At 65.4% G+C, this 25,970-nt stretch carries 36 protein-coding genes; all 36 read left to right on the forward strand.

What is annotated here, in order from left to right; all coding sequences use genetic code 11:
• Positions 1 to 121 precede the first annotated feature (121 nt).
• The 36 genes from ACPFMJ_RS11905 (at position 122) to ACPFMJ_RS12080 (ending at position 25,939) form a co-directional block, all read left to right on the forward strand.
• Positions 122 to 472 carry a hypothetical protein gene (locus tag ACPFMJ_RS11905; RefSeq protein WP_424360230.1) on the forward strand — a complete coding sequence of 117 codons (351 nt, stop codon included), beginning with the start codon at positions 122 to 124 and terminating at the stop codon, positions 470 to 472.
• A complete protein-coding gene (locus tag ACPFMJ_RS11910) occupies positions 469 to 684 on the forward strand; it encodes a hypothetical protein (RefSeq protein ID WP_424360231.1) in 216 nt (71 codons plus the stop codon). Before ACPFMJ_RS11905 ends, ACPFMJ_RS11910 begins: the two co-directional genes overlap by 4 nt.
• Positions 681 to 977 (forward strand): terminase gpP N-terminus-related DNA-binding protein, encoded by a 297-nt coding sequence (locus ACPFMJ_RS11915; RefSeq protein WP_424360232.1) that lies wholly within the window; start codon positions 681 to 683, stop codon positions 975 to 977. The genes ACPFMJ_RS11910 and ACPFMJ_RS11915 overlap by 4 nt, the downstream gene beginning before the upstream one ends.
• The gene (locus tag ACPFMJ_RS11920; protein WP_424360233.1) at positions 974 to 1,534 is read left to right on the forward strand and encodes a hypothetical protein; all 561 of its coding nucleotides are present in this window, start codon (positions 974 to 976) and stop codon (positions 1,532 to 1,534) included. The genes ACPFMJ_RS11915 and ACPFMJ_RS11920 overlap by 4 nt, the downstream gene beginning before the upstream one ends.
• Complete coding sequence (locus tag ACPFMJ_RS11925; RefSeq protein ID WP_424360234.1) at positions 1,531 to 2,586, forward strand: MT-A70 family methyltransferase; 1,056 nt, start codon at positions 1,531 to 1,533, stop codon at positions 2,584 to 2,586. The genes ACPFMJ_RS11920 and ACPFMJ_RS11925 overlap by 4 nt, the downstream gene beginning before the upstream one ends.
• Entirely contained in the window at positions 2,579 to 3,127 is a 549-nt protein-coding gene (locus tag ACPFMJ_RS11930) for a phosphohydrolase (RefSeq protein ID WP_424360235.1), read from the forward strand. Before ACPFMJ_RS11925 ends, ACPFMJ_RS11930 begins: the two co-directional genes overlap by 8 nt.
• On the forward strand, positions 3,124 to 3,627 hold the full coding sequence (locus ACPFMJ_RS11935; RefSeq protein WP_424360236.1) for a hypothetical protein: 504 nt from the start codon (positions 3,124 to 3,126) through the stop codon (positions 3,625 to 3,627). Before ACPFMJ_RS11930 ends, ACPFMJ_RS11935 begins: the two co-directional genes overlap by 4 nt.
• Positions 3,624 to 4,637, forward strand: coding sequence for a helix-turn-helix domain-containing protein (locus ACPFMJ_RS11940; protein WP_424360237.1), 1,014 nt, complete (start codon positions 3,624 to 3,626; stop codon positions 4,635 to 4,637). Before ACPFMJ_RS11935 ends, ACPFMJ_RS11940 begins: the two co-directional genes overlap by 4 nt.
• Before the next feature lie 37 nt (positions 4,638 to 4,674).
• Positions 4,675 to 5,340, forward strand: a complete 666-nt coding sequence (gene nusG, locus ACPFMJ_RS11945; protein WP_424360238.1) for a transcription termination/antitermination protein NusG — start codon at positions 4,675 to 4,677, stop codon at positions 5,338 to 5,340.
• Positions 5,341 to 5,356: 16 nt separating this feature from the next.
• Complete coding sequence (locus ACPFMJ_RS11950; RefSeq protein WP_424360239.1) at positions 5,357 to 5,686, forward strand: HNH endonuclease; 330 nt, start codon at positions 5,357 to 5,359, stop codon at positions 5,684 to 5,686.
• A gap of 92 nt (positions 5,687 to 5,778) precedes the next feature.
• Positions 5,779 to 6,417: a phage terminase small subunit P27 family gene (locus tag ACPFMJ_RS11955; RefSeq protein ID WP_424360240.1), complete on the forward strand. Its 639-nt coding sequence runs from the start codon at positions 5,779 to 5,781 to the stop codon at positions 6,415 to 6,417.
• Positions 6,418 to 6,420: 3 nt separating this feature from the next.
• Positions 6,421 to 8,220, forward strand: a complete 1,800-nt coding sequence (locus ACPFMJ_RS11960; RefSeq protein WP_424360241.1) for a terminase large subunit — start codon at positions 6,421 to 6,423, stop codon at positions 8,218 to 8,220.
• A gap of 15 nt (positions 8,221 to 8,235) precedes the next feature.
• The gene (locus tag ACPFMJ_RS11965) at positions 8,236 to 9,627 is read left to right on the forward strand and encodes a phage portal protein (RefSeq protein ID WP_424360242.1); all 1,392 of its coding nucleotides are present in this window, start codon (positions 8,236 to 8,238) and stop codon (positions 9,625 to 9,627) included.
• A gap of 4 nt (positions 9,628 to 9,631) precedes the next feature.
• Positions 9,632 to 10,456 carry a head maturation protease, ClpP-related gene (locus ACPFMJ_RS11970; RefSeq protein ID WP_424360243.1) on the forward strand — a complete coding sequence of 275 codons (825 nt, stop codon included), beginning with the start codon at positions 9,632 to 9,634 and terminating at the stop codon, positions 10,454 to 10,456.
• An 83-nt stretch (positions 10,457 to 10,539) separates the two neighbouring features.
• Positions 10,540 to 11,826, forward strand: a complete 1,287-nt coding sequence (locus ACPFMJ_RS11975) for a phage major capsid protein (RefSeq protein ID WP_424360244.1) — start codon at positions 10,540 to 10,542, stop codon at positions 11,824 to 11,826.
• 69 nt (positions 11,827 to 11,895) lie between these two features.
• Positions 11,896 to 12,642 carry a hypothetical protein gene (locus ACPFMJ_RS11980; protein WP_424360245.1) on the forward strand — a complete coding sequence of 249 codons (747 nt, stop codon included), beginning with the start codon at positions 11,896 to 11,898 and terminating at the stop codon, positions 12,640 to 12,642.
• A 15-nt stretch (positions 12,643 to 12,657) separates the two neighbouring features.
• The gene (locus ACPFMJ_RS11985; protein WP_424360246.1) at positions 12,658 to 13,290 is read left to right on the forward strand and encodes a head-tail connector protein; all 633 of its coding nucleotides are present in this window, start codon (positions 12,658 to 12,660) and stop codon (positions 13,288 to 13,290) included.
• Between the two features lie 142 nt (positions 13,291 to 13,432).
• Positions 13,433 to 13,798: a hypothetical protein gene (locus tag ACPFMJ_RS11990; RefSeq protein WP_424360247.1), complete on the forward strand. Its 366-nt coding sequence runs from the start codon at positions 13,433 to 13,435 to the stop codon at positions 13,796 to 13,798.
• Between the two features lie 16 nt (positions 13,799 to 13,814).
• Complete coding sequence (locus ACPFMJ_RS11995; protein ID WP_424360248.1) at positions 13,815 to 14,006, forward strand: hypothetical protein; 192 nt, start codon at positions 13,815 to 13,817, stop codon at positions 14,004 to 14,006.
• Complete coding sequence (gene gp17, locus ACPFMJ_RS12000; protein ID WP_424360249.1) at positions 14,003 to 14,449, forward strand: tail completion protein gp17; 447 nt, start codon at positions 14,003 to 14,005, stop codon at positions 14,447 to 14,449. Before ACPFMJ_RS11995 ends, gp17 begins: the two co-directional genes overlap by 4 nt.
• Positions 14,450 to 14,463: 14 nt before the next feature.
• Complete coding sequence (locus tag ACPFMJ_RS12005) at positions 14,464 to 14,922, forward strand: phage tail tube protein (RefSeq protein WP_424360250.1); 459 nt, start codon at positions 14,464 to 14,466, stop codon at positions 14,920 to 14,922.
• A 39-nt stretch (positions 14,923 to 14,961) separates the two neighbouring features.
• A complete protein-coding gene (locus ACPFMJ_RS12010; RefSeq protein ID WP_424360251.1) occupies positions 14,962 to 15,384 on the forward strand; it encodes a gene transfer agent family protein in 423 nt (140 codons plus the stop codon).
• The gene (locus ACPFMJ_RS12015) at positions 15,381 to 15,515 is read left to right on the forward strand and encodes a hypothetical protein (protein WP_424360252.1); all 135 of its coding nucleotides are present in this window, start codon (positions 15,381 to 15,383) and stop codon (positions 15,513 to 15,515) included. The genes ACPFMJ_RS12010 and ACPFMJ_RS12015 overlap by 4 nt, the downstream gene beginning before the upstream one ends.
• A gap of 4 nt (positions 15,516 to 15,519) precedes the next feature.
• Positions 15,520 to 16,173 (forward strand): hypothetical protein, encoded by a 654-nt coding sequence (locus ACPFMJ_RS12020; protein WP_424360253.1) that lies wholly within the window; start codon positions 15,520 to 15,522, stop codon positions 16,171 to 16,173.
• A 4-nt stretch (positions 16,174 to 16,177) separates the two neighbouring features.
• Positions 16,178 to 18,601 (forward strand): phage tail length tape measure family protein, encoded by a 2,424-nt coding sequence (locus tag ACPFMJ_RS12025; protein ID WP_424360254.1) that lies wholly within the window; start codon positions 16,178 to 16,180, stop codon positions 18,599 to 18,601.
• Between the two features lie 2 nt (positions 18,602 to 18,603).
• Positions 18,604 to 19,026: a hypothetical protein gene (locus tag ACPFMJ_RS12030; protein WP_424360255.1), complete on the forward strand. Its 423-nt coding sequence runs from the start codon at positions 18,604 to 18,606 to the stop codon at positions 19,024 to 19,026.
• Positions 19,027 to 19,037: 11 nt separating this feature from the next.
• The gene (locus tag ACPFMJ_RS12035) at positions 19,038 to 19,541 is read left to right on the forward strand and encodes a hypothetical protein (protein ID WP_424360256.1); all 504 of its coding nucleotides are present in this window, start codon (positions 19,038 to 19,040) and stop codon (positions 19,539 to 19,541) included.
• On the forward strand, positions 19,538 to 19,696 hold the full coding sequence (locus ACPFMJ_RS12040; protein ID WP_424360257.1) for a hypothetical protein: 159 nt from the start codon (positions 19,538 to 19,540) through the stop codon (positions 19,694 to 19,696). Before ACPFMJ_RS12035 ends, ACPFMJ_RS12040 begins: the two co-directional genes overlap by 4 nt.
• 244 nt (positions 19,697 to 19,940) lie before the next feature.
• Entirely contained in the window at positions 19,941 to 20,234 is a 294-nt protein-coding gene (locus tag ACPFMJ_RS12045) for a DNA methyltransferase (protein ID WP_424360258.1), read from the forward strand.
• The gene (locus ACPFMJ_RS12050; RefSeq protein ID WP_424360259.1) at positions 20,231 to 20,647 is read left to right on the forward strand and encodes a C40 family peptidase; all 417 of its coding nucleotides are present in this window, start codon (positions 20,231 to 20,233) and stop codon (positions 20,645 to 20,647) included. Before ACPFMJ_RS12045 ends, ACPFMJ_RS12050 begins: the two co-directional genes overlap by 4 nt.
• 32 nt (positions 20,648 to 20,679) lie before the next feature.
• Complete coding sequence (locus ACPFMJ_RS12055; RefSeq protein ID WP_424360260.1) at positions 20,680 to 20,907, forward strand: DUF7681 family protein; 228 nt, start codon at positions 20,680 to 20,682, stop codon at positions 20,905 to 20,907.
• 3 nt (positions 20,908 to 20,910) lie between these two features.
• Positions 20,911 to 23,415, forward strand: a complete 2,505-nt coding sequence (gpJ, locus tag ACPFMJ_RS12060; protein WP_424360261.1) for a TipJ family phage tail tip protein — start codon at positions 20,911 to 20,913, stop codon at positions 23,413 to 23,415.
• A complete protein-coding gene (locus tag ACPFMJ_RS12065; protein ID WP_424360262.1) occupies positions 23,415 to 23,885 on the forward strand; it encodes a hypothetical protein in 471 nt (156 codons plus the stop codon). The genes gpJ and ACPFMJ_RS12065 overlap by 1 nt, the downstream gene beginning before the upstream one ends.
• 16 nt (positions 23,886 to 23,901) lie before the next feature.
• Entirely contained in the window at positions 23,902 to 25,314 is a 1,413-nt protein-coding gene (locus ACPFMJ_RS12070) for a hypothetical protein (RefSeq protein WP_424360263.1), read from the forward strand.
• Positions 25,315 to 25,336: 22 nt separating this feature from the next.
• Positions 25,337 to 25,567 carry a hypothetical protein gene (locus tag ACPFMJ_RS12075; protein ID WP_424360264.1) on the forward strand — a complete coding sequence of 77 codons (231 nt, stop codon included), beginning with the start codon at positions 25,337 to 25,339 and terminating at the stop codon, positions 25,565 to 25,567.
• A 24-nt stretch (positions 25,568 to 25,591) separates the two neighbouring features.
• Complete coding sequence (locus ACPFMJ_RS12080; RefSeq protein ID WP_424360265.1) at positions 25,592 to 25,939, forward strand: hypothetical protein; 348 nt, start codon at positions 25,592 to 25,594, stop codon at positions 25,937 to 25,939.
• Positions 25,940 to 25,970: the final 31 nt, after the last annotated feature.

The raw sequence follows: 25,970 nt of genomic DNA on the forward strand, positions 1-25,970 counted from the left end.
GTCGGTTTGCGTGGGGTTTCGTTTCCTCTTCCCCGCGCCGTTGCGTGTGGCGTCGCGTTACCGGGCCGCAGCCTCACCCCCCTTGAAGGTTGCGGCCCGACGTTCAACCGGAGTCACAGTCATGCGAGACGACCTTAAAGAGCGCCATAAGCAAATCCTCGATTTCAACGCGCGCGGCGTGCAACGCACCGTGATCGAAAAGCGTTGCGGCCTCACGCGCTCGCAAGTGCGATACGTGCTCGACAAGGCGCGGGCAGATGGCGACGCGCGCGCCGCCCGCAAGCCGATCGCCGCGAATCGCGCGGGCTGTCTCGGCGTGCCGCGCGATCTCGCGCAGGCCTTTCGCGACGCGGCCGCCGCGCGCGGCCTCAAGCCGGAAGAGCTGCGCGCGCGGATCCTCGACGTCGTCACGCGCGACAATCTTTTCGACGCGCTGGAAATCGCCCCGCCGAAAAAGGCGCGGCGCCATTGAGCGACCTTTTCGCCCATGAGCGCGCCGGGCGCCGCGCGCGGGACCGCAAGAAAGACGAGGCGCCAAAAATCACGCCGCATCTCGCGGCCGCCGCGCCTTACGCCCTCAACCATCGTTGCGCCGTCTGCGGCGGCTTCGCGCCCTTCGGCCGGGGCCTGCCGCATCGCGGCGAGTCCGTTCGTTACTTTTGCCGGGAGCATGAGCCTAAATGAGCGCATTCAACACAAGGGACGTTTACCGCGAGCGGCCGCGCGAGCCGGGCGCGGCCGCGTATAATCGGAGCTACTGGCGCGCCGTCGTCGCGACGATGGGCGGCGGGCAGATCGACGCTCTTTTCGAAGATCCGTCGCCGACGTTGAGCGGGCTCAGCATCGCCGAGGGCGGCGCGGCGTTTCGTTTCCGCATGGGTTGGACCGTCCCCGAAATCGCCTCGCACTATTGCCGCAGCGAGGCCGTTATTCGCTCATGGCTCGACCGGGCGCGGGCGAGATGGCGCCGCGCATGACGACGGCCGCCGAATCCGCCGTGACGCCGGCGCGCGCTCCCCTCCCAAGCGGCCGCGCGTTTGCGCTGGAAAAGCTCGACCAGATTGTCGCCGAGCAATTGAGCGCCGACGAGCGGCGCGCCTTGACGATCGGCCAGGCGCGCGCCGTCGCGCTTGTGCGTCTCGGCCTCACGATCGACGAGGCCGCCAAGGCGCTCGGCCTCAAGGATCGCCACGGCGTCGCGTCGCGTCTCGACGGCGCGGCGCGACGGGGCGTCTCGACTCAGGCCCGCCGCGCCTGCGGCGCGCCGGGGATAGACGGGCCGAAAACGGTCACGCGCATAGCGGCGCTAGATCTCGCGGCGACCGGGCGTCTCACGCGCGGCAAGCTGGCGACGATCGTCGCCGAGCAGCTTTCCGACGAGGAATTCGAGCGCCTGTCGCCGCGCCAGGCGGAAGCGGTCGCGCAGCGCCGGCTGCGGTTCAATTACGCGGAAATGTCGGACGCGCTCGATCTCGGCCAGGGGCCGATTGCGACGCTGCTTTGCCGCGCGCGCGACAAGGGCGTCGAGCCGTGAGCGCCGAGGCGGGCGAAACCCGCGAGGAATTCGAGGAGCGTTATGGCGCGGTCGCGCAATATGACGCGGCGCTGGCCGCGCTCGCGGCGGCGACCATGGCCGAGTCGCAAGAAATGCTCGCCAAGGCCGACGCGATCGAGCTTTTCGCCAAGCGCGCGCGCGATCCCGATTTGCTCGACAAGGCCGTCGCGCTCTCTCTCGCCGCGCAGCGACGCGCCGGCGAGCTCTTGCGCAAGATGGCCGACGAGGGCGCGCGCGAGGCGCGCGGCGGTGATCGAAAATCAAAGTCGCGCAAGCCGACTTTGAAGCTCGCCTCCCTTGGCGTGACGAAAGACCAGTCGGCCGCGTGGCAGAAGCTCGCCGGCCTCTCTCTGTCGGATTTCGAGGAATGCGTCGCCGAGCGGCAGAAGGACGCGCGCCGGGCGCTCGCCGGCTCTCGCGCCGAGCGGGCGCAGGCGAAGAAGGAACGCCGCGCCGAGCGCGAGGAAGCGCTTGCCGAGAAGATCCGCGCGCTGCCGGAAAAGCGTTACGGCGTGATTTACGCGGACCCCGAATGGCGTTTCGAGGTTCGAAGCGAAAGGGGCCTCGATCGCGCGGCCGATAATCACTATTCGACGTCGGCCCTCGCCGAGATTTGCGCGCGCGACGTCGCCTCGATCGCCGCCGATGATTGCGTGCTGTTTATGTGGGTGACGACGCCCATGCTCGGCGACTTCCCGCTCGTGCTGGATAGCTGGGGCTTTGAATACAAGTCCTGCATCGTGTGGGGGAAAGACAAGGCAGGAACGGGCTATTGGACGCGCGATAAGGCCGAGCATCTCATAATCGCGACGCGCGGAAATCCGCCCTGCCCGGCCCCCGGCGAGCAATTCGAGTCGCTGATCGAGGCCCCTGTCGGCGCCCATAGCGCAAAGCCGGAACGCTTCGCCGAGATCATTGAAGCGATGTTTCCAACCCTGCCGAAAATCGAGCTCAACCGCCGCGGCCCGCCGCGCGCCGGCTGGGACGCGTGGGGGAATGAGGCGGAAGAAAGCGAGGCCGAAAATGACTGATCGAGGCGACTGGATTCAAACTTATTCGGGCCGCGCCTTTTATCCGCTCGACCCTCGGCCGGAAGATGTTTGCATGCGCGACATTGCGCACGCTCTTTCGCATCTCTGCCGGTTCGGCGGCCACTCGACGCGCTTTTACAGCGTCGCCGAGCATAGCTCGACGCTGTGCGAATATTTCCTCTTGCGTGGCGATCGCGAGCTCGCGCGCTGGGCGCTGCTACATGATGCGGCCGAGGCCTATCTCGTCGACGTTCCGCGCCCGATCAAGTCGTCTCTTACGAATTACCGGGCGATCGAAAGGCGGATAATGGAGGCGATTTGCACGCGCTTCGCCTTGCCATGGGAAGAGCCGGCTGCGGTGCGCGAGGCCGATTTGCGCATTTTGACCGACGAGTCGCGCGCGCTCATGGCGCCCGCGCCCATGCGCTGGGCGACGGAAACCGAGCCGCTGGGCGTTCATATCGTCGGCGTGCGGCCCGATGTGGCGCGCGCGACCTTTTCGCGCCATGCGTTGCAGCTATTCGACCGCATGGCGGCATGATGGCGGGCGCGGCGCAAAAAATCCCCCTCGCCGATCAGGCGGCCGCCGTTCGCGATTCCGCCAATATGGCGGCGGCGACGGCGGAATATCACAAGGACCGCGACAAGGCGGCGCATGCCGTCATGAGTGAGCGCGCGAAGAAACTGGACGCAGCCGCGGCGTCGCTCGCATGGCTGCGCGACAATGCCGACGTCGTGCGCGAGGCCGCGCGCGCGGCGGCTCAAAAGGCGAAAGCCGCGCCGGCCGAGCGCCGCCGCTTTTCCGATCTGCCGCTCGCGACGCAAGCGGCCATGCGCTGCGCGGACGTGCGCTTTCAAAGGTTTTTGAACGCCCCCGACGCGGATTACGCGGCGATCGCCGTGCGGCTCGCCTGCGGCGTCGAAAGCCGCAAGGAGCTCGACACGGTCGCCGAGGCCGGCGCGGCGTGGCGCAAGATCGACGGCGAGTTTGCGGCATGGCTGCGCGCCGAGGGCGACGAGACGGGAGACGCGGGCGAATGAGCGTCCAGGCTGTCACATGGGCGCTCGCGCAGAAAACAGGCTCGCCGAGCGCGAAGGCCGTGCTGCTCGCCCTCGCCAACTATGCCGGCGCGGCGGGCGAGTCCTTCCCCAAGCAAGAGCGCCTCGCAGACGAAACAGAGCAATCGGTCGATAGCGTCCAGCGGCGGTTGAAAGAGCTCGTCGGCCTCGGCCTGATCTGGCGCACGGGCCGCTATTCCAACGGCGAGCGCGGCGGCCGTCGCTCAAATGAATATATCGTTTTGCATGACGATCCCTCGCGCGCCCGCGCCGTCGAGCTGGGATGGCGCGGCGCGCCCTCTCATGACGACGACGACGAGGCGGAAGGCTTAGGACAAAATTCAGACGCCGCAAATTGCGGTGTGACTTATGCCGCAAATTGCGGTGTCGCCGGGGAGGTTAAACCGCAAATAGACCCCCCCTTAAACCGCAACTGTGCGATTTCGCATATAGAGCTTGAACACAAACCTAGAACACAAACCCTCCCCCCTACCCCCCAAGGGGGAATTGGGGAGGGGCGCGCTTTGCGCTTTGAGGCTTTCGAGGCCGTGTGGCCGTTCTCCCCGCTCGACTCCAGGGCGCAGGCCCGCACCGCATTCGAGGCTCTGGCCGACGAAGAGCGCGCTGCGGCCGTGAAGTGGGCGAAACCCTTCGTCGAGCTGCACGAAGAGCGCAAGCGCAAGCTCCCCATGGCGCGGACCTATCTCGCCGAAAAGCGCTTTGCGGAATTCAAGCCGGCCCCCGGCAAGGCGGCCGTCCCGGTTGTCGTCGTGTGGCCGGGCACGCCGCAGGCGGCGGCGTGGGATCGCTACAAGCGCGAAGTTGAGGGCATGACCAAGGGCCTGCTTTTCCTCTCGGAAAAGCGCCATCCCGAAACGGGCCGCATGACGAAATGCGCCGTGCTGCAAAGCGAGTGGCCGCCCAGCGCGAAGGATCGCGCCGCCGCCGGCGTCGAGACGTCGCGCGACGGGCCGAGAGGCGCGAGGGCGTGAGGCGTTAAGGGCGAAACGGGCGAATGAGGGCGAGCAGATGGCGCAAGAGCGCGCGGCGGATTTAAACCGGAAGTTTTGGGAAAAGGCGGCGATCGAGCCGGCTTGGTATGTCGTCGAGGCGATTGAGGGCGAGGAATTCACGCTCGCCCTAACCCTCGCTGCGGCGCTGGCGGCGGGCGCGCTGGGCGATGCGAAAGTCTTGCATCTGGTCGACACGATGACGGCGACGCGGCGGCTGCGCGTCGGATCTATGGCGTCGCGCCGAGAGAAAGTGATTCGCAAAATCTCGCGCTTCGGGCCGCTGCTTTTCGTGCGGTCGCTCATGACGCCCGAGCTCGTCGAGGCGCTTTCCCACATGCCAAAAGCGCGCGGCGTTCTATGCGCCAAAGATAGCGCTCGGCCGATCGTCGTCGCCGACGCAATGATCGAATTTTACAGGGGAAACGTCCCGCTCGGCGCAATGATCGAGCCGACGAAAATAAGCGTCGGCGACGTCGTTCGGGTTGTCGAGGGGCCTGCGGCGGGGCAGCTCGGCGAGGTGTGGCGGGTTGACTCTGGCCGCGCCTTGCGACTAGATACGCACAAATTCGGCGGATCGGCGCCACTCGTTATCGAAGCCGGTCACGTTGAGCTTGTGGAGCAATGCCGCCGGCGTCCGATCAAGCCCAACGTCTCAAATCATGGCCTGCGCGAGCGGGCCTGAGTGCGAAGCTTTCCACATGGCAACCTCGCCCAAGACGGCGCGCCCTTCCTACCGATGCGACGCGCCGGGCGAGGCTAACGCCGAATATGAGCGCCGCCGGCGCGGCAATGAGTGGCGCGCTTGGTATGGCTCGCAAGCGTGGCGGCGCAAGAGCGAGGCGCAGAGGCAGGCCGAGCCGCTCTGCCGCATGTGCAAGGCGCAAGGCGTCATGACGCCGGCGACCGTCGCCGACCATGTGAGACCCCATCGCGGCGACGCTGATCTCTTCTGGCATGGCGAGCTTCAATCCCTCTGCACGCCGCATCACAGCAGCGCGAAGCAGGCAGAAGAGCGCGCCGCAAGGTAGGGGGGGCGGTAAAACCTCCCCGCCCCCTCCCCCCGACCGGATGCCTAACCCGGAGAAAAATTCCGCGATATTTTTGCGGAAGAGTTTTTTTTATGGGAAGACGCAAAGACAGTCCCGAAACGCAGGCGCTAAAGGGCTCGCCCGGCAAGCGCATGACGAAGGCCGAGCGCCAGGCGGCCGAGGCGACGGCGATCGCCGAGCTGCTCGCCGCGACTCCGGCCGAGTCGGGCGGCGCGCTTTCGCCGCCGGCGTTTCTTGCGGATCCGCGCTGCGCCGCCGCGCTTAGCGTTTGGCGGGACTACGCCCCGAAACTCTCGCGCTTGAATATTCTCGGCGAGCTCGACCGCTTCACTTTCTCGCTCTTCTGCGTTTACGCGGGCGAATTCGTCACGGCTCAGCAGGACATTCTTAAAAACGGCTACGCCGTGACGGTCAAAACCTATGGCGGCGAGGGCGCGGCGCGGCCTTTCATCAATCCGAGCGTCAAGCGTCGCGACACGGCTTTCGCGATCGTCGCGAAGATGGCCGAGAATTTCGGCCTCACGCCGGCCGATCGCTTAAAGCTTCTGCAATCGCAGGCCGCAAACCCGCTCGGCGGCCTCTTTGGCGGCGCGCCTTCCGCCGGCCAGGCCCCGACCGCGCCGGAAGCGCCGGCCGCGCCGGAAGCCGACGACGAGATAATCGGCGCGGCGGGGCGTTTCGACTCGCCCCCGCCGGGCCGTTTTCAGTGACGCATGAGCGCAACCGCCGCCGCGATCGCGGGGTCGAGCAGCTCGGCGGCGGCGATAACGGCCTCGGCCGGCGCGGATCTCTGGCCCGAGCCGGAATGGATCCGCCAGGCGAGCGAAAAGGGCTGGGCCTGGCCGTCGATCGCCTGGCGCCGCGCCGCCTGCGTCCCTGGCGCGTGGTTTGACTACGCCAAGGCCGACGCGATCGTCGATCTCTGGCCGCGCGTCTTCCGGCTAACCGAGGACCGTTTCGCCGGGCAACCGTTCTACTTGTCCTTGTGGCAGGAAGTGACGACGCGGCTGCTCGTCGGCTGGAAAGTCCCGGTCGAGGTTATCGACCCCGCGACGCAAAAGCCGGCTTTCGAGCATGTGCGGCTTTTCCGCCGCCTCATGCTGTGGGTTCCGCGTAAAAACGGAAAATCCGAGTTTCTCGCCTGCCTCGCTTTGCTGTTTTTCGCCCTCGACGGCGTCGTCGGCGGGCAAGGTTTCGTCTTCGCGCGCGACGAGAAACAGGCGAAAATCGTTCTCGACAAAATGAAAGCCGTGGTCGCGCAAGACGCGCGACTTGCAAAGAGCGTAACGGCCTTCGGAAAAAGCCTGTTTATCGCGCAAACGCGGTCGGGCTTTTACTTGCTGACGGGCAAGGCGGAAGGAAAACACGGCCGCTCGCCGACTGTTTCGGTCGGCGACGAAATGCACGAATGGCAGTCGCTCGATTTGGCGACGACGCTGCGTCAAGGCATGGGCGCGCGCCTGCAGCCGATCGAGCTTTTCGCGTCGACGGCCGGCCTCAAGTCGGCCGCGGTCGGTTTCGGGCTTTGGGAGGAAAGCCGCAAGATCCTCGAGGGGCCGATCGAGCCTCCCGACCCGCAAAACGATAACGGCGCGGGGATCTATGAGCCGTCGACGCTCGTCGTTGTCTTCGCGGCCGACGAGGAAGACGATTGGCAAGCCGAAGAGGTTTGGCGCAAGGCGAATCCAAATCTCGGCCTCTCGCCGACGATCGACTTTCTGCGCCGCGAGGCCGCGCTCGCGAAAAACAACCCGCGCGCCGAGTCGCATTTTCGCCGCTACCATCTCAATCAATGGGTTGAGAATGCGGTTAAGTGGATCCCGGCAAAGAAATGGCAGGCCTGTTGCGCGGATCCGCAGGCCTGGCTGCGTCGCGTTAACGAGCTCGCGGGCAAAAAGTGTTTCCTGGGTTTCGACGTCTCGTCGACGCAGGACATAACGGCGCTTGTGGCGTGGTTCCCGCCCGACGAGACGACCGACAAAGTCCGGCTTTTCGCGCGTTTCTGGTGCCCCGAGGAAAATATCGACGTCCGGTCAAAGCGCGATCGCGTCGCTTATGACCGATGGCTGAAATCCGGCGCGCTCGAGGCGACGCCGGGCGATTATGTCGATCAAAGCTATTTGCAAGCAGCGATCGGCGAGGCGCTCGAGGCCTTCGACGTTCAATGTATCGGCTTCGACCCGTGGAACGCGACGAAACTCGTCACGGATCTGCAAAACGAAGGCGTCGAGGCCTCGCGCTTCCTGAAAGTGCGCCAGGGGATCCCGTCGCTCGGCGAGTCGACCAAGGTTTTCGAGAAACTCGTTTTCGCGGGCGCTCTCGACCATGGGAATCACCCGGTTTTAACGTGGATGGCCGGTAACGCCTTCGTGCGGTTCGATCGAAACATGAATTTCGCGCCCGACAAGGAAAAATCCCGCGAGAAAATCGACGGGATCGTCGCCGCGATCATCGCCCACGCGACGCTTTTGAGCGCGCCGGAACAACCCGGCGCGGGCTTCCTCGACTACTAAAGGCGAACCCCCCGCATGTTCGGATTTTCGAAACGCGAGCGCCTCGCGCGCCAGGTGGAAGAGGCGCGCCTCGAAAACGAGCTCGCCGAGCTGCGCGGCAAAATCCAGAACGCCGGCACGACGGCGACTTATCCGGTCTCGGATCCGCTGGCGTTCGAAAAGCTTTTCGGCCCCGCCCGTCCTGGCGTCTCGGCGGATTCGGCGTTGCAGCACTCGGCCGTTTACCGCTGCGTTTTCCTGATCGCCGGTTGCGTCGCCATGCTCCCCTTCGCGCTTTACAAGAAAGGCGCGAAAGGCCACCGCGAGCGCCTGGAAGATCACCCGCTCGCGAAACTGATCGACAAGCGCCCGAATCCGCGCCTCTCGCCGTCGATTTTCTGGCGCTCGACCGTTTCCGACATGCTGCTAAGCGGCAACGGCGTGACATGGATCGAGCGCAAGGGCGCGCGGCCTATCGCCTTGCATTTCGTGCCGTGGACGCGCGCCGGCGTGCGCCTCGACCGTATCCTCGGCGAGCCAACGCAAATCTATACGCTCACGCTCGACGATGGCCGCCTGATTACGGCGCATCAAGACGACGTCATGCATTTTCCCGGCTCGACGCAATGGCAGATTTTCCGGGCCTTTTCGCCGCTCACGGCTTACGCAATGTCTGTCGGAATCGGCATCTCGGCCGACGCCTTCGCGAAGTCCTATTTCGACAACGGCTCAAGTCCTGACGGCTATATTACCTACCCTAACGGGATTTCGAAGGCGAAAGACCAGGCCGACGAGATCCGTAATCATTGGATGGCGAAACACGGCGGCGCCAATCGCTTCGCCGGCCCGGCCGTTCTCACGGATGGCGGCAAATTCGAGCCGATCAAGATAAACGCGGCCGACGCGCAGCTCTTGGAAGCGCGCAAATTTTCCGTCGAGGACATTGCGCGCATTTTCGGCGTTCCGCCGCATCTGCTCGGCCAGCTCGACAAGGCGACGAGCTTCGGCAAGGGCCTTGAGGAAATGTCGCAAAGCTTCCTCGATTTCACGCTCGGCCCGCATCTGCAGGCGATCGAGGACGAGGTTAACTACAAGCTCATTCGCGACGACTCGCTCGTCGCCGAATTCGACCGCGAGGCCTTCGTGCGCGGCGATCTTCTCTCGCGCATGGAAGCCTATAGGACGGCGCTCGGCGGCAATAACGGCCCCGGCATAATGTCTCAAAACGAGGTTCGCGCGCGCCTGAATATTGGCCTTCGCGACGATCCGCGCGCCGACGAGCTCGTCTGCTGGAATGCGCCGGGCGAATGCGAGCATGAGGCCGCCGAGCCGGCCGACGAGGCTGCGGAGGAGGCGCAGGAGCAAGAGCCGCCCGCCCCCGCGCCCGCCAAGCCGAGAAAATCCCGCAACCGCGCCCGCGCGAGGTAAGACAATGCATCGCCGTCTTTTGCAGCTTTTCGAAAACAACCGTCACGCGCCAATCGCCGACCCGGCCAAGGCGCAGCGCGGCTTTTGGCTCGCCAATGCGGCGGCTGCGGATCCCGACCGCGACGGCGATTCCGACGCGCCCGGCGCGCCCGACGAGGACGAAACCGGCGTCGTCAATCTCTACGTTTACGACGTAATCGGCCCGTGCGATTGGCAGATTAACTCGGCGACGATCGCGCCGCGCCTCGCCGCCCTTGAGGCGAAAACCATCAATCTGCATTTGAATTCGCCGGGCGGCGACGTTTTCGAGGCCCGCGCCATCAAAACCGCGCTTGAGCAGCATTCGGCCCGCGTCGTCGTGCATGTCGACGGCCTGGCCGCGAGCGCGGCCTCGTTTCTCATGCTCGCCGCCGACGAAATCCGCATCGCCAGGGGCGCTTTCGTCATGATTCACAACCCTTGGGGCTTCGCCATGGGCGACGCAAAGGAAATGCGCCGCTCGGCCGATCTGCTCGACCAGGTCGGCGCCGCGATCGCCGGCGACTACAGCGCGAAAACCGGCCTCGCGGCCGACGAGCTGCTCGCAATGATGGACGCGGAAACGTGGATGGATTCCGCGACCGCCGTCGCCAAGGGCTTCTGTGACGTCGAAATGGAAAAGAAAACCAAGGCCTCGGCGCTCAATCGTTTTGACGTCTCGGCCTTCGCGAATGCGCCGGATCTCAACGCGGCCGCGAAATCCGCGCTCGACGCCGAGGCGGCTTTCGAAGAGGGTCGCGCCTTTCATGCGCGCATGGCGAAATTGATCGCCCTCGGCCCCGCCGCCTGACCCCTTTCGCCTCACGCGCGGCGAGCAGTCGGCGCGCATGGGGCGAAGCCTTCCCGACTGCGTAAACCCCAAAGGAAACCGTTATGGCAAAGTCGATTCAGGCTCTTCGCGAGGACCGCGCGCGCCTCGCGACCGAATATCAGGCGCTCGCCAAGGCCGAGAATTTCACGAAAGAAATTCAGGCGCAGGCCGAGTCCAAACTCGCCGAGATCGAGCGCGTCGACGCGCAGATCGCCGCCATCAATAACGCGATCGCGCTCACCGGCGACGAGGCCGACGAATTCAACGCGCGCGCCGCGAGCAATGAAGACGGCCGCTCTGTCGACGAAAACACGCATCGCGTGAAACAGGCAAAGGCGGCCTTTATCAAGGCGCTGCGCTATGGCGCCGGCGCGCTCAATACGGAAGAGTCGGCGCTCGTCGCGGCCGACGATCCGCGCAACCGCTCGCGGATCCAGAACGTCGCCGAGGGCGCGTCGGCGACGGGCGGCGTTTTCGTCCCGACGATCGTCATGCCGACCGTTCTCGAATATCTCAAGGCCTTCGGCGGCATGCGCGCCGTCGCGTGGATCCTTTCGACTGCCGGCGGCAATCCGTTCTCCTGGGGCACGATCGACGACACGGCCGCCGAGGGCGAGATCGTCGCCGAGGGCGTGACGGCGAGCGACGACGACCTCGCTTTCGGTTCTGTCAGTGTCGGCGCCTACAAGTTTTCGTCAAAGACGATCCCCGTCTCGATGGAAATTTTGCAGGACGCGGCCGTCAACGTCGAGGCGATCGTGCTCAAGGGGCTGGCGACCCGCATCGCTCGCGGTCAAAACCGCTATTTCACGACGGGTTCCGGCGTCGGCCAGCCGCAGGGCGTCGTGACGGCCTCGCCGGTCGGTTATACGGCCCCGGTCGGAAACACGACCTCGCTCGCCTATGATTTCTTCCAAGAGCTTTTCCATTCCGTCGATCCCGCCTACCGCGACAATGCGACGTGGATGATGCACGACACGACTTGGAAGAAGATCAAGCAGCTCAAGGACGCGAACGGCCGCCCGATCTTCCTGCCGAGCGTCGAGGCCGCTTTCGCCGGCGGCGTCGTTTCGGGCTATCAGATCGAGGGCCGCCCGATCGTCATTAATCAGCATATGGCCGTCCCGGCGGCCGACGCCAAGTCGATCCTCTTCGGCGATTTCTCGAAAAACATGATCCGCGACGTCATGGACGTCCTGATTTTGCGTTTCACGGATTCCGCCTACGGGAAGAAAGGCCAGGTCGGCTTTTTGGGCTGGGCGCGCGCCGATGGCCGCATGATCGACGCCAAGGACGCGGCGCAGACCGCTTTCCCCGCGATCAAGGCTTTTCAGCACTCGGCGACCTAATCGCCGCGCCGGCGGCGCGTTCGCGCGCCGCCGCGTCTCTTCCCCTCTTCGCTTGCGCGAGGCTCAATCATGAAAATCAAAATGCTTTCGCCTTGGGCGGGCGATCGGGAATCGCTCGCGCCTGGCGACGTGACGGATCGCCCCGACGACGTTGCAAAGGCGTGGATCGCCGCCGGAATGGCGATCGAGGCCCCGGCCGGCGACGTCGCGGCGCAGCGGATCCGCGATTTGACGGCCGCGCTCGACGATACGCGCGCCAGTCGCGACGGCCTGGCCGCGACGATCATCGACGCCGCGGCCGCCGTCGAGGCCGCGAAGAAAGAAGCCGAGGCCGCGATCGCCGAGCGCGACATTCATCGGGCGGCGGCCGACGAGGCCCGCGCCGAGCTTATCGCCGCGCGCGAGGCTAACGATGCGCTCAAGGCAGATTTCGCCCGCACGTTCGGCGACGCCAAGTCGGCCTATGAGGCGAAGATTTCCGCCCTCACGGAAGAGCGCGACGAATTCAAGCGCCAGGCCGAGACGCTCGCCGAGCAGCTCGGCGCGACGTCGGGCGGGGCCGAGATCGAGGCGCTCAAGGCGCGCGGCGTCGAGCTGGAGGGCGCGCTTGAGGCCGCGCAGTTGGGCCATGCCTCGCGCGAGATGGATCTCGCGGCCGCAAATGCGCGCGTCGCGGATCTTGAGGCGCAGCTCGCCGCCGCGGCCGCGCCGAAAGGCCGGAAGGCGGCCGCCGCGGCTGCGCCGGCGGCCGAGGCCGCGATCGCCGTTGACGCTGCGCCGGCGGCCGAGGCTGCGCCCGCCGGCGACGGTCAGTAAAGCGAGGGCGTCGACATGGCCGGGCTCTGGTCCCTCGTCACGAAATCCGCGACGCCGATCGTCTCGCTCGCCGAGGCCAAGCGTCAAACCAATACGGTCGATTTCAACGACGACGACATTTTGCTGACGGCCATCGTCGACGCCGTGACGGCGCTGCTCGATCTCGAAAACGGGGTAATCGGGCGGCCCCTGCTCTCGCAATCCTGGCAATTCACCGCGCCCGAGCCGTCGCCGCTCGCTGGAAATCCATATATGCGCGGCCATACGCCGAGGACGGGCTTTTTGCTCACGCGCGCGCCGCTCCAGGCCGTGACGAAAGTCGAGTATCTGCAAAACGGCGCCTATGTGGATTTCACGGCGAGCGCCGTAACGCGCCAGGTGACAAAAGAGGCGACGCTTATTCGCGTCGCGGACGGGACGGCCTGGCCGCGCTATGACGTCGACGAGGCGGCTTGGCGCATTACCGCGCGCCTCGGCTATGGCGACAACGCGGCCGACATCCCGGCGGCGATCCGCCAGGCCGCCCTTTTGCTCGTCTCGCATTTCTACCAAAACCGCGAAGCGACGACGGGTTTCGGCTCGAATTTGCAAGAGCTCCCGCTCGGCGTCGCCGCGCTGCTCATGCCGCACCGCGCGCCGAATACATGATCGCGGCTTTTCTGGCTTCCCTTCTGCGCGTTTTCACCGCCGGCGATGCACCGGACTTGTCAGAGCGCGAGATCGAGGAATGGCTCGGCGCGTCCCGCGCCCCTCGCGCGCCGTCGTCTCTCGCTCAAATGGTGCTCGATTAATGCTCGCCGGATCCATGCGCTATCGCATCGCCGTCATGCGCCGCGCCGTCGTCGGCGGAAACCCTGGCGGCGCGTCGCGCGGCGACTATGCGGAGGCCTTCACGGCGCGGGCGGCGCTCAAGCAAAAAAACGGCTTCAACCAGGCCGAGGGCGGCTTTCTCGAAAATATGAACGTCGTGACGCTGCGCGTTTACGCCAATGCGCAGACGCGGACGATCTCGATCGGCGATCGCCTCAAGATCACCGGGCCGAATATCGCGCCGAGCGCCTCAAGTGACGGCGATTGGGCGATTGATAACGTCAACCTCCCCGACGCCGCTCGCCGTCATATCGAATTGACGGCCGTCATGAGAATCGGCGGCTAACCCGAAAGGCAAGGGAATGAAAGTCGAGGTAACGCAAGAGGCGCTCGTCGTCTGCACGCCCGCCGTCAATAAGGTTTATCAGCCGGGAATCCATCTAGCGCCGCGCGCGCATATCGAGCAGATCGAGGCGCAGGGCAAGGGCAAGCGCGTCGAAGATCCGGAAGGGGCCGCCGAGGCCTCGGCCGCTGTCGCCGGCGAAAGCCCATGAGCGACGCGCTCAACGCGCTCAAGACGGCCGCGATCGACGCGCTCAAGGCCGACGCCGGCGTCGCCGCCTTCTGCGGCCCGCGCGTCTATGAAACCGTCCCGCGCGACTCGCGCGGCGACGCGGCCGACGTCGTGACGCCTTACGTCTTTCTGGCCGGCTTCAACTGGCGCGGCAAGGAAGCCGGCTGCTCGCCATGGTTCGGCGTCTCGCTGCGCTTTCACGCCGTCTCGACGAGATTCGCCGCGGGCGAGGCGCGCAGCCTGGCCGATGCGGTTCGCTTCGCGCTGGACCGCAAAGAGATCGCCATCGCCGGCGGCCACACGATCGACCGCTTTATCGCGATCGCCGGCGGCGACGTCGTCGGCGCGACCGAGCCTCATGAGGTTTTCGTCGAATTCGCTTGCGAGCTTTTCGACGCGACGCCCTATCCCGACCCCGCCTAGAGGAGCTTTAAGCCATGGTTAATCCTGTCCAGCCGCTTGCCGGCCAGAAATTTTACTTGCTCGTCGGCGACGGCGCGACGCCGACCGAGGCTTTCACTTTCGCCTGCATTCTGACGACGATCGACTCGGACCACGGCGCCGAGGTGGAAGACGCCATGGCGCCCGATTGCGACGATCCGACCGCCATTCCGACGCGGACCTCGACCGTAAAAATGCTCACCTGGGACATTACCGCTTCCGGCCTCGTCGATCCGACGAAAGCGCCTTATGTGCAGCTGCGGACGGCCTTCCGTTCCGGCGCGCCGATCAATCTGCAGCTCAAGAAAAACCTCACCGGCGCGAATGGCGGCGAGACGGAGCAGCAGGCTTTCCTCATTACGCAATGGAAGGAAAGCAAGAGCGAAAACGGCCTCGTCAAATGTCAAATGACTTTCCACGGCCAGGGCAAGCCGACCGTGACGGTCAATCCGTAGCCCTTGAGCGGTTGGATTGAGCCAGAGCGAAAGGCAGAAATGACCGACAAACAGACTTGCGTTTATGCGCAATTCGCCGGCCGCCGCCAGAAATTCGAGTTGCGGCTCGGCGAGCTGGGCGAGCTCGAGCGGCTATGCCGCGCGGGCGTCGCCCTGATCTTCGGGCGGCTCGTCTCGGAAACGTGGTTTTATGACGACGTTCGCGAGACGATCCGCCTCGGCCTCATGGGCGGCGGCGCTTCCGAGGTTGACGCCGACATGCTGATCGAGCGTTACGTCGACGCCGGCCCAAAGCGCATCCATGTCGCGCTTGCGGCGTCGATCATCTCGGCCTTTATCGACGGCGTTGACGTCCCAAAAGGCGAGGGGGAGAAGGAAGCGAGCGCGCCCCCGGCGACCTCTCCCCCTTCTATGAAGCCGGCGGGGCCATCGGACTCGGCCCGCGAGCCGTCGACCGAATGACGCTCAAGGAATTCGCCGCCGTCATTCGCGGCTTTACGCGGGCGCATGGCGGCGAGGCCGAGGCGACAAAGGGCGAGATCGACGACTATCGCGCTGCTTTGGCCGAGGCCGAGCGGCTAGGGATCGCGTGACGCAATGCCGATTATTCGGCGCTTCCCGATCATATCCGAGCGCACGCTTGTCGAGCTCCCGGCCTTTTCGGAAGCGGCGCGCGCGCAGGCCTTCGCGCGCCTGGCTGCGAAACGGATTGCGCAGACAGACGCCGAGAATGCGGCGGCCGCCGGCCGGCGACTGCCTTACGATCTCGTCGTCGACGGCGCGCGGGCGGCGACCTTTTCCAGCGTCAAGGCCTCGTCGATCGTCGTCGCGCGCTGGTCGGTCGGTTATGCGGCCGTCGATTTCATTTTCGAGACGCTGCGCAACGCCGGCCCGCGCCTTTCCGGCGCCTATCGCGACTCGATGCGAATGTATGTCGACGGCGTCGCCTCGCTCGATCCGCGCGACGCCGTGGGCGCGCGCGAGGCGCTTTTCGTCCCGACCGTGCCTTATGCGCGCAAGATCGAGCGCGGCGCGAAAGGCTACGCGCCCGGCCATGTTTACCAGGCCGTCGCGCAGGCCGCCGCCGCCCGCTTCGGCGACGCGGCGCGGATAAAATTCACTTACGCCGAGCCGGAAGAAACGACGACGGCCTTGCACAAATGGGCCGCCGGCAAGGGCGTGTCGCTGCGGCGGCGTTCCGGCTCGGTCAAGATGCTGCGCCAACCCGCGATCCTCGTTTTGTTGAGGTAAAGACTTGGTCGACAATATTCGCGAAACAATCGAGCTGCGCGCGGTAACGACCGGCTTTGACAAGGCCGCGTCCGATATGCGCGCGCTCGGCGCGAATGAGGCGAGCGCGGCCGACTCGGCCGAGCTGCTCGCCCGCGCGCAAACCGTCGTCGAGCGCTCGCTTACGCGCGTGCAATCGCGTATGGCGGCCTATACGGCGTCGCTCGACCCTGCCGAAAAGGCGCTCAAGAAACTTGAGCAGGGCGAGGCGCTCGTCGCCGCGGCGCGCGCCCGTGGGCTTGAGGTTTCCGAGGCTATGTCGCGCTCGGTCGACCTCGCGCGTGAGCGTTTCCAGCGGTTGCAAACGAGCTCGACGGGCGCCGCCGGCGCGCTCGCCCTCACGCGCAACGAAAGCCTGGCGCTGACCTATACCGTCAATGACGTCGTCGCGTCGCTCTCGACGGGCGCGTCGCCAATGACGATCCTCATGCAGCAGGGCGGCCAGCTTACGCAGGCGTTTGGCGGCGTGCGCGGGACGTTTGAAAAGCTTCTGCCGATCCTCGCCCGCTTCGCGCCGCTCGCCGCCGGCGCGGGCGTTGCGCTCGCCGCCTTTCATGAGCTCGTCGGGACATATAACGAGCTCGAAAAGATAAACGAGGGCGCGGGCGGCGCGGGCGTTTCGGGCCAGCTCTTTCAAGTGTGGATCAATTACGCGACGCGCCTGCGCCTCACGGTCGAGGACGCCGAGAAAGCGATTCAACACGCCGGGCAGACGCTCGCCGGCCAGGTCGACAATTTCTCGGCGCTCGGCCTCGACGGCGGGCAATCGCGCATTGCGCAGCGCGCCAATAATCTTTCCGACGTGCTCGGCCACGACACGGCCGCGAAAAACCTCGCCGCCGAGGCGACGACGCTCGACGAGATGCACCGCGCCGCGCTGCAGCTCGTGAAGGATTATTATGACGCCGCGCAAGAGCTCCAGAATCAGGGGCGCGCGCTCGACGCCAATCAGGCCCGCACGGAAGCCGTGAACGCGGCGACGGAAGTATGGGGCGACTCTGGCCGCAAGATCGCGGAAAATCTGCGCGACGGCGTGGTGACGGTCGACGAGCTCGCGTCGAAAAGCGAAGAAACTGGCCGGATCTGGTCGGATGACATTTTGACGGCGCAGAAGCAGGTTTCCCAAGAGCTGGCGACCGCAAGCGATCATCTTTCGCGCGCGCTGAACCCTGCCGTTGAAGAGTTGGCGCGCCTTTCGCTCAATGTCGTTTCGGCTTGGGCGAAGCTCGTCGACTGGATCGCCGCCGGCGTGCGGGGCGTCACGAATTTTGTGTCGGCGCTGACGAACGCTGTCGGGCTCGGCGAGCGGGCGGCGGCCGTCGGCGCGCAGGGTCGCTCGATTTCCGACTATGAGCACGCCCTCGGATTGGATGGCGCGCCGCGCGGCGCTGTCAAGCTGCCCGATATTACGATCGAAAACACGCCCCTCCCGCCGTCCAGGCCGGAAGGGCTCGGCAGGGCCGCCCCAAAAGCTCGCGGCGGCGGCCGCGCGCGCGCCGGTAAGGCGGAAAAAGACGAGCTCGGCGACTACCTCAAGAGCCTCGAAAAGAGCATCGGGCTTTTACAGGCCGAGGCCGACGCCGAGGGCAAGAGCAACGCCGAGAAAGAGCGCGCGCTCGATCTCGCCAAAGCGGAAGAGATCGCCAAGGAACGCGGCAAGCCGCTAACCGAAGACGAGATTCGCAACCTGACGCAGCTCGCCGATCGCCATGCGGCCGTGCGCGCGCAGATCGACGAGACGAAGAAGACGCAGGCCGCCGCAAACGACCAGATGAAATTTTTCGGCGAGACGGCCTATAGCGCGATCGAGCGCCTCGCCACGGGCACGGGCAAGCTGCAAGACACGATGCAAAGCCTCGCCAAGTCGATCGAGCAGGCCGTTTTAAAAGCCGCGCTGCTCGGCGAGGGGCCGCTTGCAAGCCTGCTCGGAACGCAGGGCCAGAACGGCGCGCCGGGCGGCGTCTTCGGCTTCCTTGGCGCGGCGCTGCGCGGCGGCGGGGGCGCAGGCCTTGGCGGCCTCGGCGGCTTCCTCAAGAGGCTGTTCCCCTTCGCCGATGGCGGCCTCGTCTCGCTCGCCCATTTGCCGCGCTATGCGGCGGGCGGCGCGCTCGCGCCGGATGGCGGTTTTCCCATCCTCGCCCATCCTGGCGAGATCATCCTCAACCGCGCCCAGCAAGCCAATGTGGCGAGCAGCATGGGCGGCGGCCCGCTCGTCGTCAATGTCCATAACGCCCCCGCCGGGACGGCCGTCAAGCAAACGCGCGACTCGCGCGGCGGCCGCCGGCTCGACGTCGTTTTTGCCGAGGGCGCGGTTAGCGGCGTCACGGCGCCGGGATCTCTCCCGGCCATGCGCCAATACGGCATGCGTCAACCCCTCTCGGATTGGTGACAATGGCGGTTATTCGCTGGCCTGCGCAGCTCCCCTGCTCTTTCCTGCGCGACGCGCTATCGGGCGCTATGCCCGACTCGCTCTTGCGCGCGCAGATGCAAACCGGCCCCGGCAAGGTGCGCCGCCGCACGGCGACGGGAGTCGCGTCCCTGGCCGGGACGCTCATGCTTGACTTCGCCGATCGCGCGCGCCTCGATCGGTTTTACGCCGAGGAAACGCTCGGCGGTGCGCGGGTTTTCTCTTTCCCTAATCCGCTCGCCCATAACGCCCCGTTGCTGCGCGCTGACAAAACCGTGATCACGCGCGCGGACGGAACGCCGCTGCTCGTCTCGTCGCATTTGCTTGTGCGCTTCGCTTCGGCGCCGCAATTCGCCTCGGTCGGCTCTTCCTGGCGCTGCTCGCTCGCCCTCGAGGTTCTCCCGTAATGGCGCAATATGTGCCGCTCGACGTTCGCGGCGCGGCCTATGCGCGCGAGTCCGACGAGGTTCAAGTCGCGCTCGTCACGCTCTCTCACGCCTCGCTTTCCGAGCCGCTGCGCTTTTCGTCCGATTCCGCCGACCGCCTGTCGATCGAGCCGCTGCGCTATGGGACGCGTTCACGCGGCCTCGAATTCGTTTTCGCGCTCAAGGGCGCGATCGTGCCCGACGACAAAAAGGAAACGCCCCCGCGCGCCGCGCTCGTCTTCGACAATACGGGCGCCGACATGGTGACGGCCTTGCGCGGGTTGGAAACGCGCGCGACCGTGAAAATCGAGCTTGTGCTCGCCTCTTCGCCCGACGTCGTTTTTCAGGCCTTCAACTGGCTGCGCGTCATTCATGCCGGCTACGACGCGCAAAGCGTGACGCTCGACCTTTCTTTCGACGACTACGCCTCGCGGCAATTCGGCCGCAAGGCGACCAAGCAACGCTTTCCCGGCCTCTTTGGGATCCCGAACGCGTGAGCTCTCAACGTATCGAGAAACTCGCCGAGGGCGTGACGCTCTACAATGGCGACTGCCGCGAGATTTTGCCGACGCTTGGGCGTTTCGACGCGCTCGTAACGGACCCCCCCCTATGGCATCAATGCGGCGGCTCGCGGGACGATTGGCTCCGGTAAGCTGGCGAAGCCAAAAGACTATGGCCGGGCCGATTGGGACAAGGAAGTAAAGCAGGCGGAAATTGATGCGGCGATTCGCTTATCGAAAAGCGCAATCGTATTCGGCGGAAACTATTATGATCTTCCGCCGACGTCGTGTTGGCTCGTTTGGGACAAGCTCAACACGGGCGAATTTGCGGACTGCGAGCTCGCTTGGACAAATATGCGAAAGGCTGTGCGGCGCATTCAATTCAGATGGAATGGAATGCTGCGGCAAAATAACGAGCCGCGCGGCGACCACCCAACGCAGAAGCCAATCGAGGTTATGCGTTGGTGCATCGGCCATCTGCCGGAAGACGCTCGCACAATCCTTGATCCTTTTATGGGATCCGGCACGACCGGCGTCGCGGCCGTGAAGCTCGGCCGCAAGTTCACTGGAATCGAGATCGAGCCGAAATATTTTGACATTGCCTGCCGTCGCATCGCCGACGCGCTGGCGCGCCCCGATCTCTTTGTCGAGGCGCCAAAGCCTCCAAAGCAGGAAACCCTAAGCCTGTGACGCCGCATTGGTCGGCCGGTTTCGTCGGCCTCCCTTTCCTCGACGGCGGCCGCTCGCGCGCGGGCGTCGATTGCTGGGGGCTCATCTGCCTCGCCTATGCCGAGCATCTCGGCGTGGCGCTTAACCCGCTCGCGGGCCGCTACGCCTCGACGCAGGAAAGCCAAGAGATCGCGGCGCTCGCGGTCGGCGAAAGCGAGGCCGGGCCGTGGCGGCGGATCGAGCCGAGCCAGGCCCGCGAATTCGACGTCCTGCTCTTCCGCGCCTATGCGCTCCCGACGCATGTCGGCCTTGTCTGCGGCCCGCGCCTCATGTTGCACGCGACGAGCGGCCGGCTTTCCGGCGTCGAGCTCTATGCGGACGGCAAATGGCTTCCGCGCCTCATTGGCGCATGGCGACACGAAAGCCAGGCCTAGCGCGCCGGCGCTTCCCGGCAATGGAGAAAACTATGTCGAATGTGGATTCGGCGAGCGACGCTCGCACGGCAAACAATGGCGTGCGCCATCAATATCGCGTGCTCAGTGACGAGGAAAAGGCGGCCATGGTCGCGCTTAAAGACCTCGGCGCCGCCTTCCTAGAGAAGATCGACGCGCTCGGCCAGAGCCGCGAATATTCGATCGCTAAAACGAAGATCGAAGAGGCGGTTATGTGGGCTGTAAAGGGCCTTACTGCGTAACACATGCGCAAAGCCTCTTCCGCCATGCTCCCCGCCACGCGCGACGGCGCGCGCCTCGTCGCGCAACCCTATCTCGAGGGCGGCCCGCGTCTCGACATGATCGCGCCCTATGGCGCGAGCGTCGCCGAATGCGTCGCCATGGCGCTCCCCGGCATGGCGGAAGAGATGTGCGCGCGATACGCCCGCGTCGCGCTCGACGGCGAGATCGTCCCGCCCGACTATTGGCCGCGCGTGCGGCTCACGCCGCGCAACGATAACTTGCCCGTGATCGTGATAACGGTCGCGCCGGGCAATGGCGGCGCGCTGCGCGGCGTGCTCTCGATCGCGGTCGGCGTCGCCGCCCTGGCGCTCGGCGGGGTGTGGGCGTCCCCGCTCGTCGGCGCGCTCGGCTTTTCGGGCGTCGCCGGCGCGACGAGCGTCGCCGGCGGCCTCATTACCGCGACGACGCTGCTCGCGGGAACGCTGCTCATCAATTCGCTCGTGCCGCTGCGCCGCGACGCCTCGACGAGCGGCGGCCCGCAATCCTCGCCGACTTACCAGATCACCGGCCTGCGCAATGTCGCAAATCCAGAGGGCGTGATTCCTTACGTCTTCGGCGACGTCGTCTTTGCGCCGCCCTATGCCGCGCTCCCCTACACGACGGCCGAGGGCGGCAATAATTATGTGATCGCGCTTTTCCTGATCGGCCCCGGCCCGGTCGAGATTTCAGAAATGAAACTCGGCGACACGCCGATCGAGAATTTCAAGGAAGTCCAGACAGAGGTTTTCCTCGGTCTCCCCGGCGACGATTATTCGCATCTCTATCCGAAACAGGTGCTCGAAGAGCGCCAGACGGTTTCGATCAAACAGGTTGTCGACGCAACCGGCCCCTATCGCCATTTCACAGCGAGCGACGCCGCCGAGTGTCAGCTCGACATGAGCTTTCCCTCTGGCTTGTCGTGGTATCACACATTCGGAAACCCGCCGCATACGGTCCCGCTCCCTGCGTCGGTCGATTTCCTCGTTTCCTATCGCTTGAACGGCGTGGGCGCGTGGACGGCTTTGCCGCTCTGGACGTGCTACGGCTATTCAACCGAGGCGATCACCTTCACAAACCGTTTCAAATTCCCGACGCGCGGGCGTTACGAGATCAAAGTCGAGCGGCTGTCGATCGACTATGACGATTTGAACAACTGGAATGAAACCGACAAATATGTAACGGTTTCGATCCTATCCGCGATCCGCTCTTTCCGCCCCGAATATCCCGTCAATTTCGATCAGCCGCTCGCGCTCGTCGCGTTGAAGATCCGCGCCTCGAAACAGCTCGCAGGCGTCGTCGATAATTTCAATTGCCGCGTAAAGCGCGTCGCGCTCGATTGGGATTCCGGCGCGCAGACGTGGACGTCGCGCGCAACGCGCAACCCGGCGGCGGCGCTGCGCTGGGCGATGCAAGGCCCCGGCGCGCGCTATGCCATGCCCGACGATATGATCGACCTTGTCGGCCTCGCCGAGTTTTCCGAGTTCTGCGAAGCGAAAGGCCTCTCCTTCGATCGCGTCGTCGATTACGAGGCGTCGGAATACGACGTTTGGGGCGACATTTGCGCCGCCGGTCGCGCGTCGCCGCGCTTCGACGGCGAGCAATGGGGCATCGTGATCGACCGGCCGCAGACGATCGTGATGCAACACATTACGCCGGCCAATAGTTGGGATTTTTCAGGCGAAATCGACTATCCGATCTTTCCCGAGGCCTTCGCGGTCAAGTTCAACGATCGCGAGAATATGCACAAGCCGGCGACGCGCGTTGTTCCGTGGATCGGCTTTGTCGGAACGCCGACGCGCGTCGAAAGCATCAGCTTTCCCGGCGTCACGGATGCGGCGCAGGCTTACCGCGAGGCGCGCCGTCGCATGCGCGAACTTATCCACCGCCGCGAGCGCTGGTCGCTCATGATGGATTTCGAGGGCGTCACGGCGCGCCGCGGCGATCTCGTCTTGCTCAATCACGACGTTCTGCTCGAAACGCAGGGCGCGGCCCGCGTCAAATATGTCGGGCCTGATTATGTCCAGATCGACGGCGTTGTAACGCTCGCCGCTGGCGTCGCCTATGGCGTGCGCTTCCGTTCGCTCCCGACGAGCGACGATGCGCCAGACGTCTCGACGCTGCGCCGCCTGCGCGTCCTTTCGGAAAGTGAGCTCGCGCTCTACGGCGCGCCGAATGGCGACGGGACGATCTCGACGGATCTTCTCTTTTGCGCCGCCGGCGACGCCATGCCGGCGATCGGCGATCTCGTGCAATTCGGGCCGCTGGGGCAAGAGTCGATCGAGTGCGTCGTCAAGGACGTCGAGGCGGCCGACAATCTCGCGCGGCGTTTGACGCTCATTCCGCATGCGCCCGAAATCTCGACCGAGACCGACGCCGAAACCGCGCCGGCATGGTCGCCGCGCGTCGGCGAGATCCTCGACGGCTATGTGCCGGCGCTCGCCTTCAACGCGGCGCGTAATTCGCAATACCTTATGTTGGGAGCAGTCTAATGCCGGCGGGTTTCGCGACGCTGACAATCCTCGATTATCAGGCCAACCAAAAGCAGATGCGCGAGCTCGACGAAAGCGGCGCGGGCGTGGGGCCGTTCCTGCCCTGCGTCTCTCCCCAGCCGGGCGGCGACGCGCTCGGCGGCTTCTGGAGCTTCGCCGCGCCGCCCGGCGGCCTAACCGGGGTCACGCCGGCGCAGATCATCACGGCCCCCGGCTCGACGTTGCGCCGCTATATCCAGTCAATCCAGATCAGCGCAGACCCGCTTTCGGCGGCGACCGAATTCGTCTTGCGCGAGACGGGCGGCGCGACGCTGTGGCGCATCAAAATCCAGACGGGCGGTTTCGGCCTGCAAAGTCCTCCCCTCATGATTCCAATAAAGCCGGCGCTCAACGCCGCGCTTGAAATCGCCATCCTTTCCAGCGTCACGGGCGCTGTTTTCTGCAACGCGCAAGGCTTCACTGCCCCCTGATCGAAAGGCTCGACATATGACCGGCATGCGCGGCCCCGATCTCCCCATCTCCGGCGGGATCGACTCCTTTATCGTGAATTTCGACCCGAGCACGGGCGCAGACGTGTTCCGCGCGCCGGCGGCGCTCGTCGCCTCGTCCCTTGCGCCGCTTCTCAATTTCCCGGCGACGCCGGGGCATACCTTCTATTCGGACTTTTCGGCGCCGCATCCTCGCACGGTCAATCTCGGCGACAAGTGGCGCTGCGGCTCGGCGATCGGCAAGCCGGAGACGTCGAGCGTGCCGGATGGCACTTGGACTTTCGGCGCGAATTACGGCGCCGATTACATCGGCCGCGACGCGCAATGCGTCATCGGCATGGCGAATGGCGGCGTCGGCCTCGGCGTCATCGGCCGGTCGAGCGATTACAGCAATGGCGGCGGCGGCTGGAAATGGGCGTCGGCGTTTAGCGCCTACATCATTTCCGACTCGGCCGTCGAGGGATCCGGCGCGCAGGCGCTTTACCTCGAGGTTCCGACCATCGTCGCCGGCGCTTCGGCGATCGGCGCGGAAGTCGTTACGCCGAACTATTACGGCCTTCCGCCGACGATCAACCCTTTTCAGCTCAACAATAACGGCGCGACGATCGGCCTCGGCTTCGACGGCGGCGCCGACACGCGTTTTTCTGGCCGCGACACTTACCCCAATTCGGCGGGCGTCACGTTCGGCAAGCTCAACCAGGGCGGCCAGTTCATGCGCGGCGTCGTCTTCGGCCGGGATGCGATCTATGGATCGAACGGCGCGGGCGCCGTGACAAAAACCCTGACGAGCGTTCTCGACTCGCCGATCGCCACGCTCGCCGACGTGACCGACGTCGTCGCCGGCATGTTCGTTTCGCATGCGAATTTTGCAGTCTGGACGTTCATTCGGGCTGTGCTGGCGTCTAACCGGGTGCTGCTCTCGACCAGTGCAACGGCGAGCGGATCCGGCGCGGCGACGCTGACCAATACAAGCGCCGTGGCGATCGAGCTCGCGCCGCATCATGAAATCAAGTGGACGCAGGACACGACCGGCGCGCGCGGCTTTTTCCTGCGCGACGACACGATCGCCGGGCAAAGCACGCTCGGCCTTGTCGCGAGTCAATATGGCGTCTGGTGGACCAACCCACTCACGGAAACCATCAAGGGTGGCGTCGATAACGCAGGCAATCTCTTTGTCGGCCAAGATAGGGTTGTCGGCGCGGCCCGCGCGGCTTGGGGCGCACCGAGCGGGACGCTTTCGCGCGCGGCCTTCGCCTCGCATACGGCCCCGACCATTTCCGCGAGCTATACGCAATCCGAAGTCCAGACGATCGCCAACCGCCTGGCGACCGTCTCGCAAACCCTCGCCGCCCTGCTCAACGATCTGCACGTCGCGACGAGCTCCGGCGGCCATGGGCTTCTGAAGGCCTAACCCAACCCCAAAAGGATAGACCATGATCCAGAAATCGACCGCCATGCCGGCGGGCGACGCCGCGCGCGCGCCTGCCGACGAGCTCGCCGCCGCCGAGACGGGAAAGGCCGCCGCGCCGCCCTCGCCGCTCGACGAGATCGACCGCCGCCTCGCCTTTCATGAGCAGGCCGAGGCCGAGTGCCATGCGCAGCTCATGGCGCATCGCGGCGCCGCGCAGACGCTTCGCGACCTCCGCGCTGCGCTCGCGGGCTGATCTCTCGCCGGAAAGGGACGCGACATGAAACGACTCGCCCTCGCCGTCGCCCTCGCGTTCGCGCCGCTCCCGGCCGTCGCGGGCGTGACGTTCTCAGTCAGCTTTTCGAGCGCAGGGCCTTCGGCGGCCTTCACGCCGGAAGAGCGCAAGCCGACGCGCATCTATCTCAGCGCGCCGATTCCCTCCGGCGGCGTGACGCTGAAATGCAGCCTGCCGGGGGCTAATAACTATCTCCCGTTCATCGTCGAAAATCTTCAAATGTATGTCATGACGACGGCCGGGATTTGGGAATTCCAGACCGCCGCGTCGGGCGAGTCCTGCCGGCTCGAATATTCGGGCACGGCCGCCGGCGGCGCCGAAATCCGCCAATAGCGGCCCGCGCCGCTCCCCTTAAAATTCCTGT

Source organism: Methylocystis parvus (assembly GCF_049675845.1).
Taxonomy (GTDB): domain Bacteria; phylum Pseudomonadota; class Alphaproteobacteria; order Rhizobiales; family Beijerinckiaceae; genus Methylocystis; species Methylocystis parvus_A.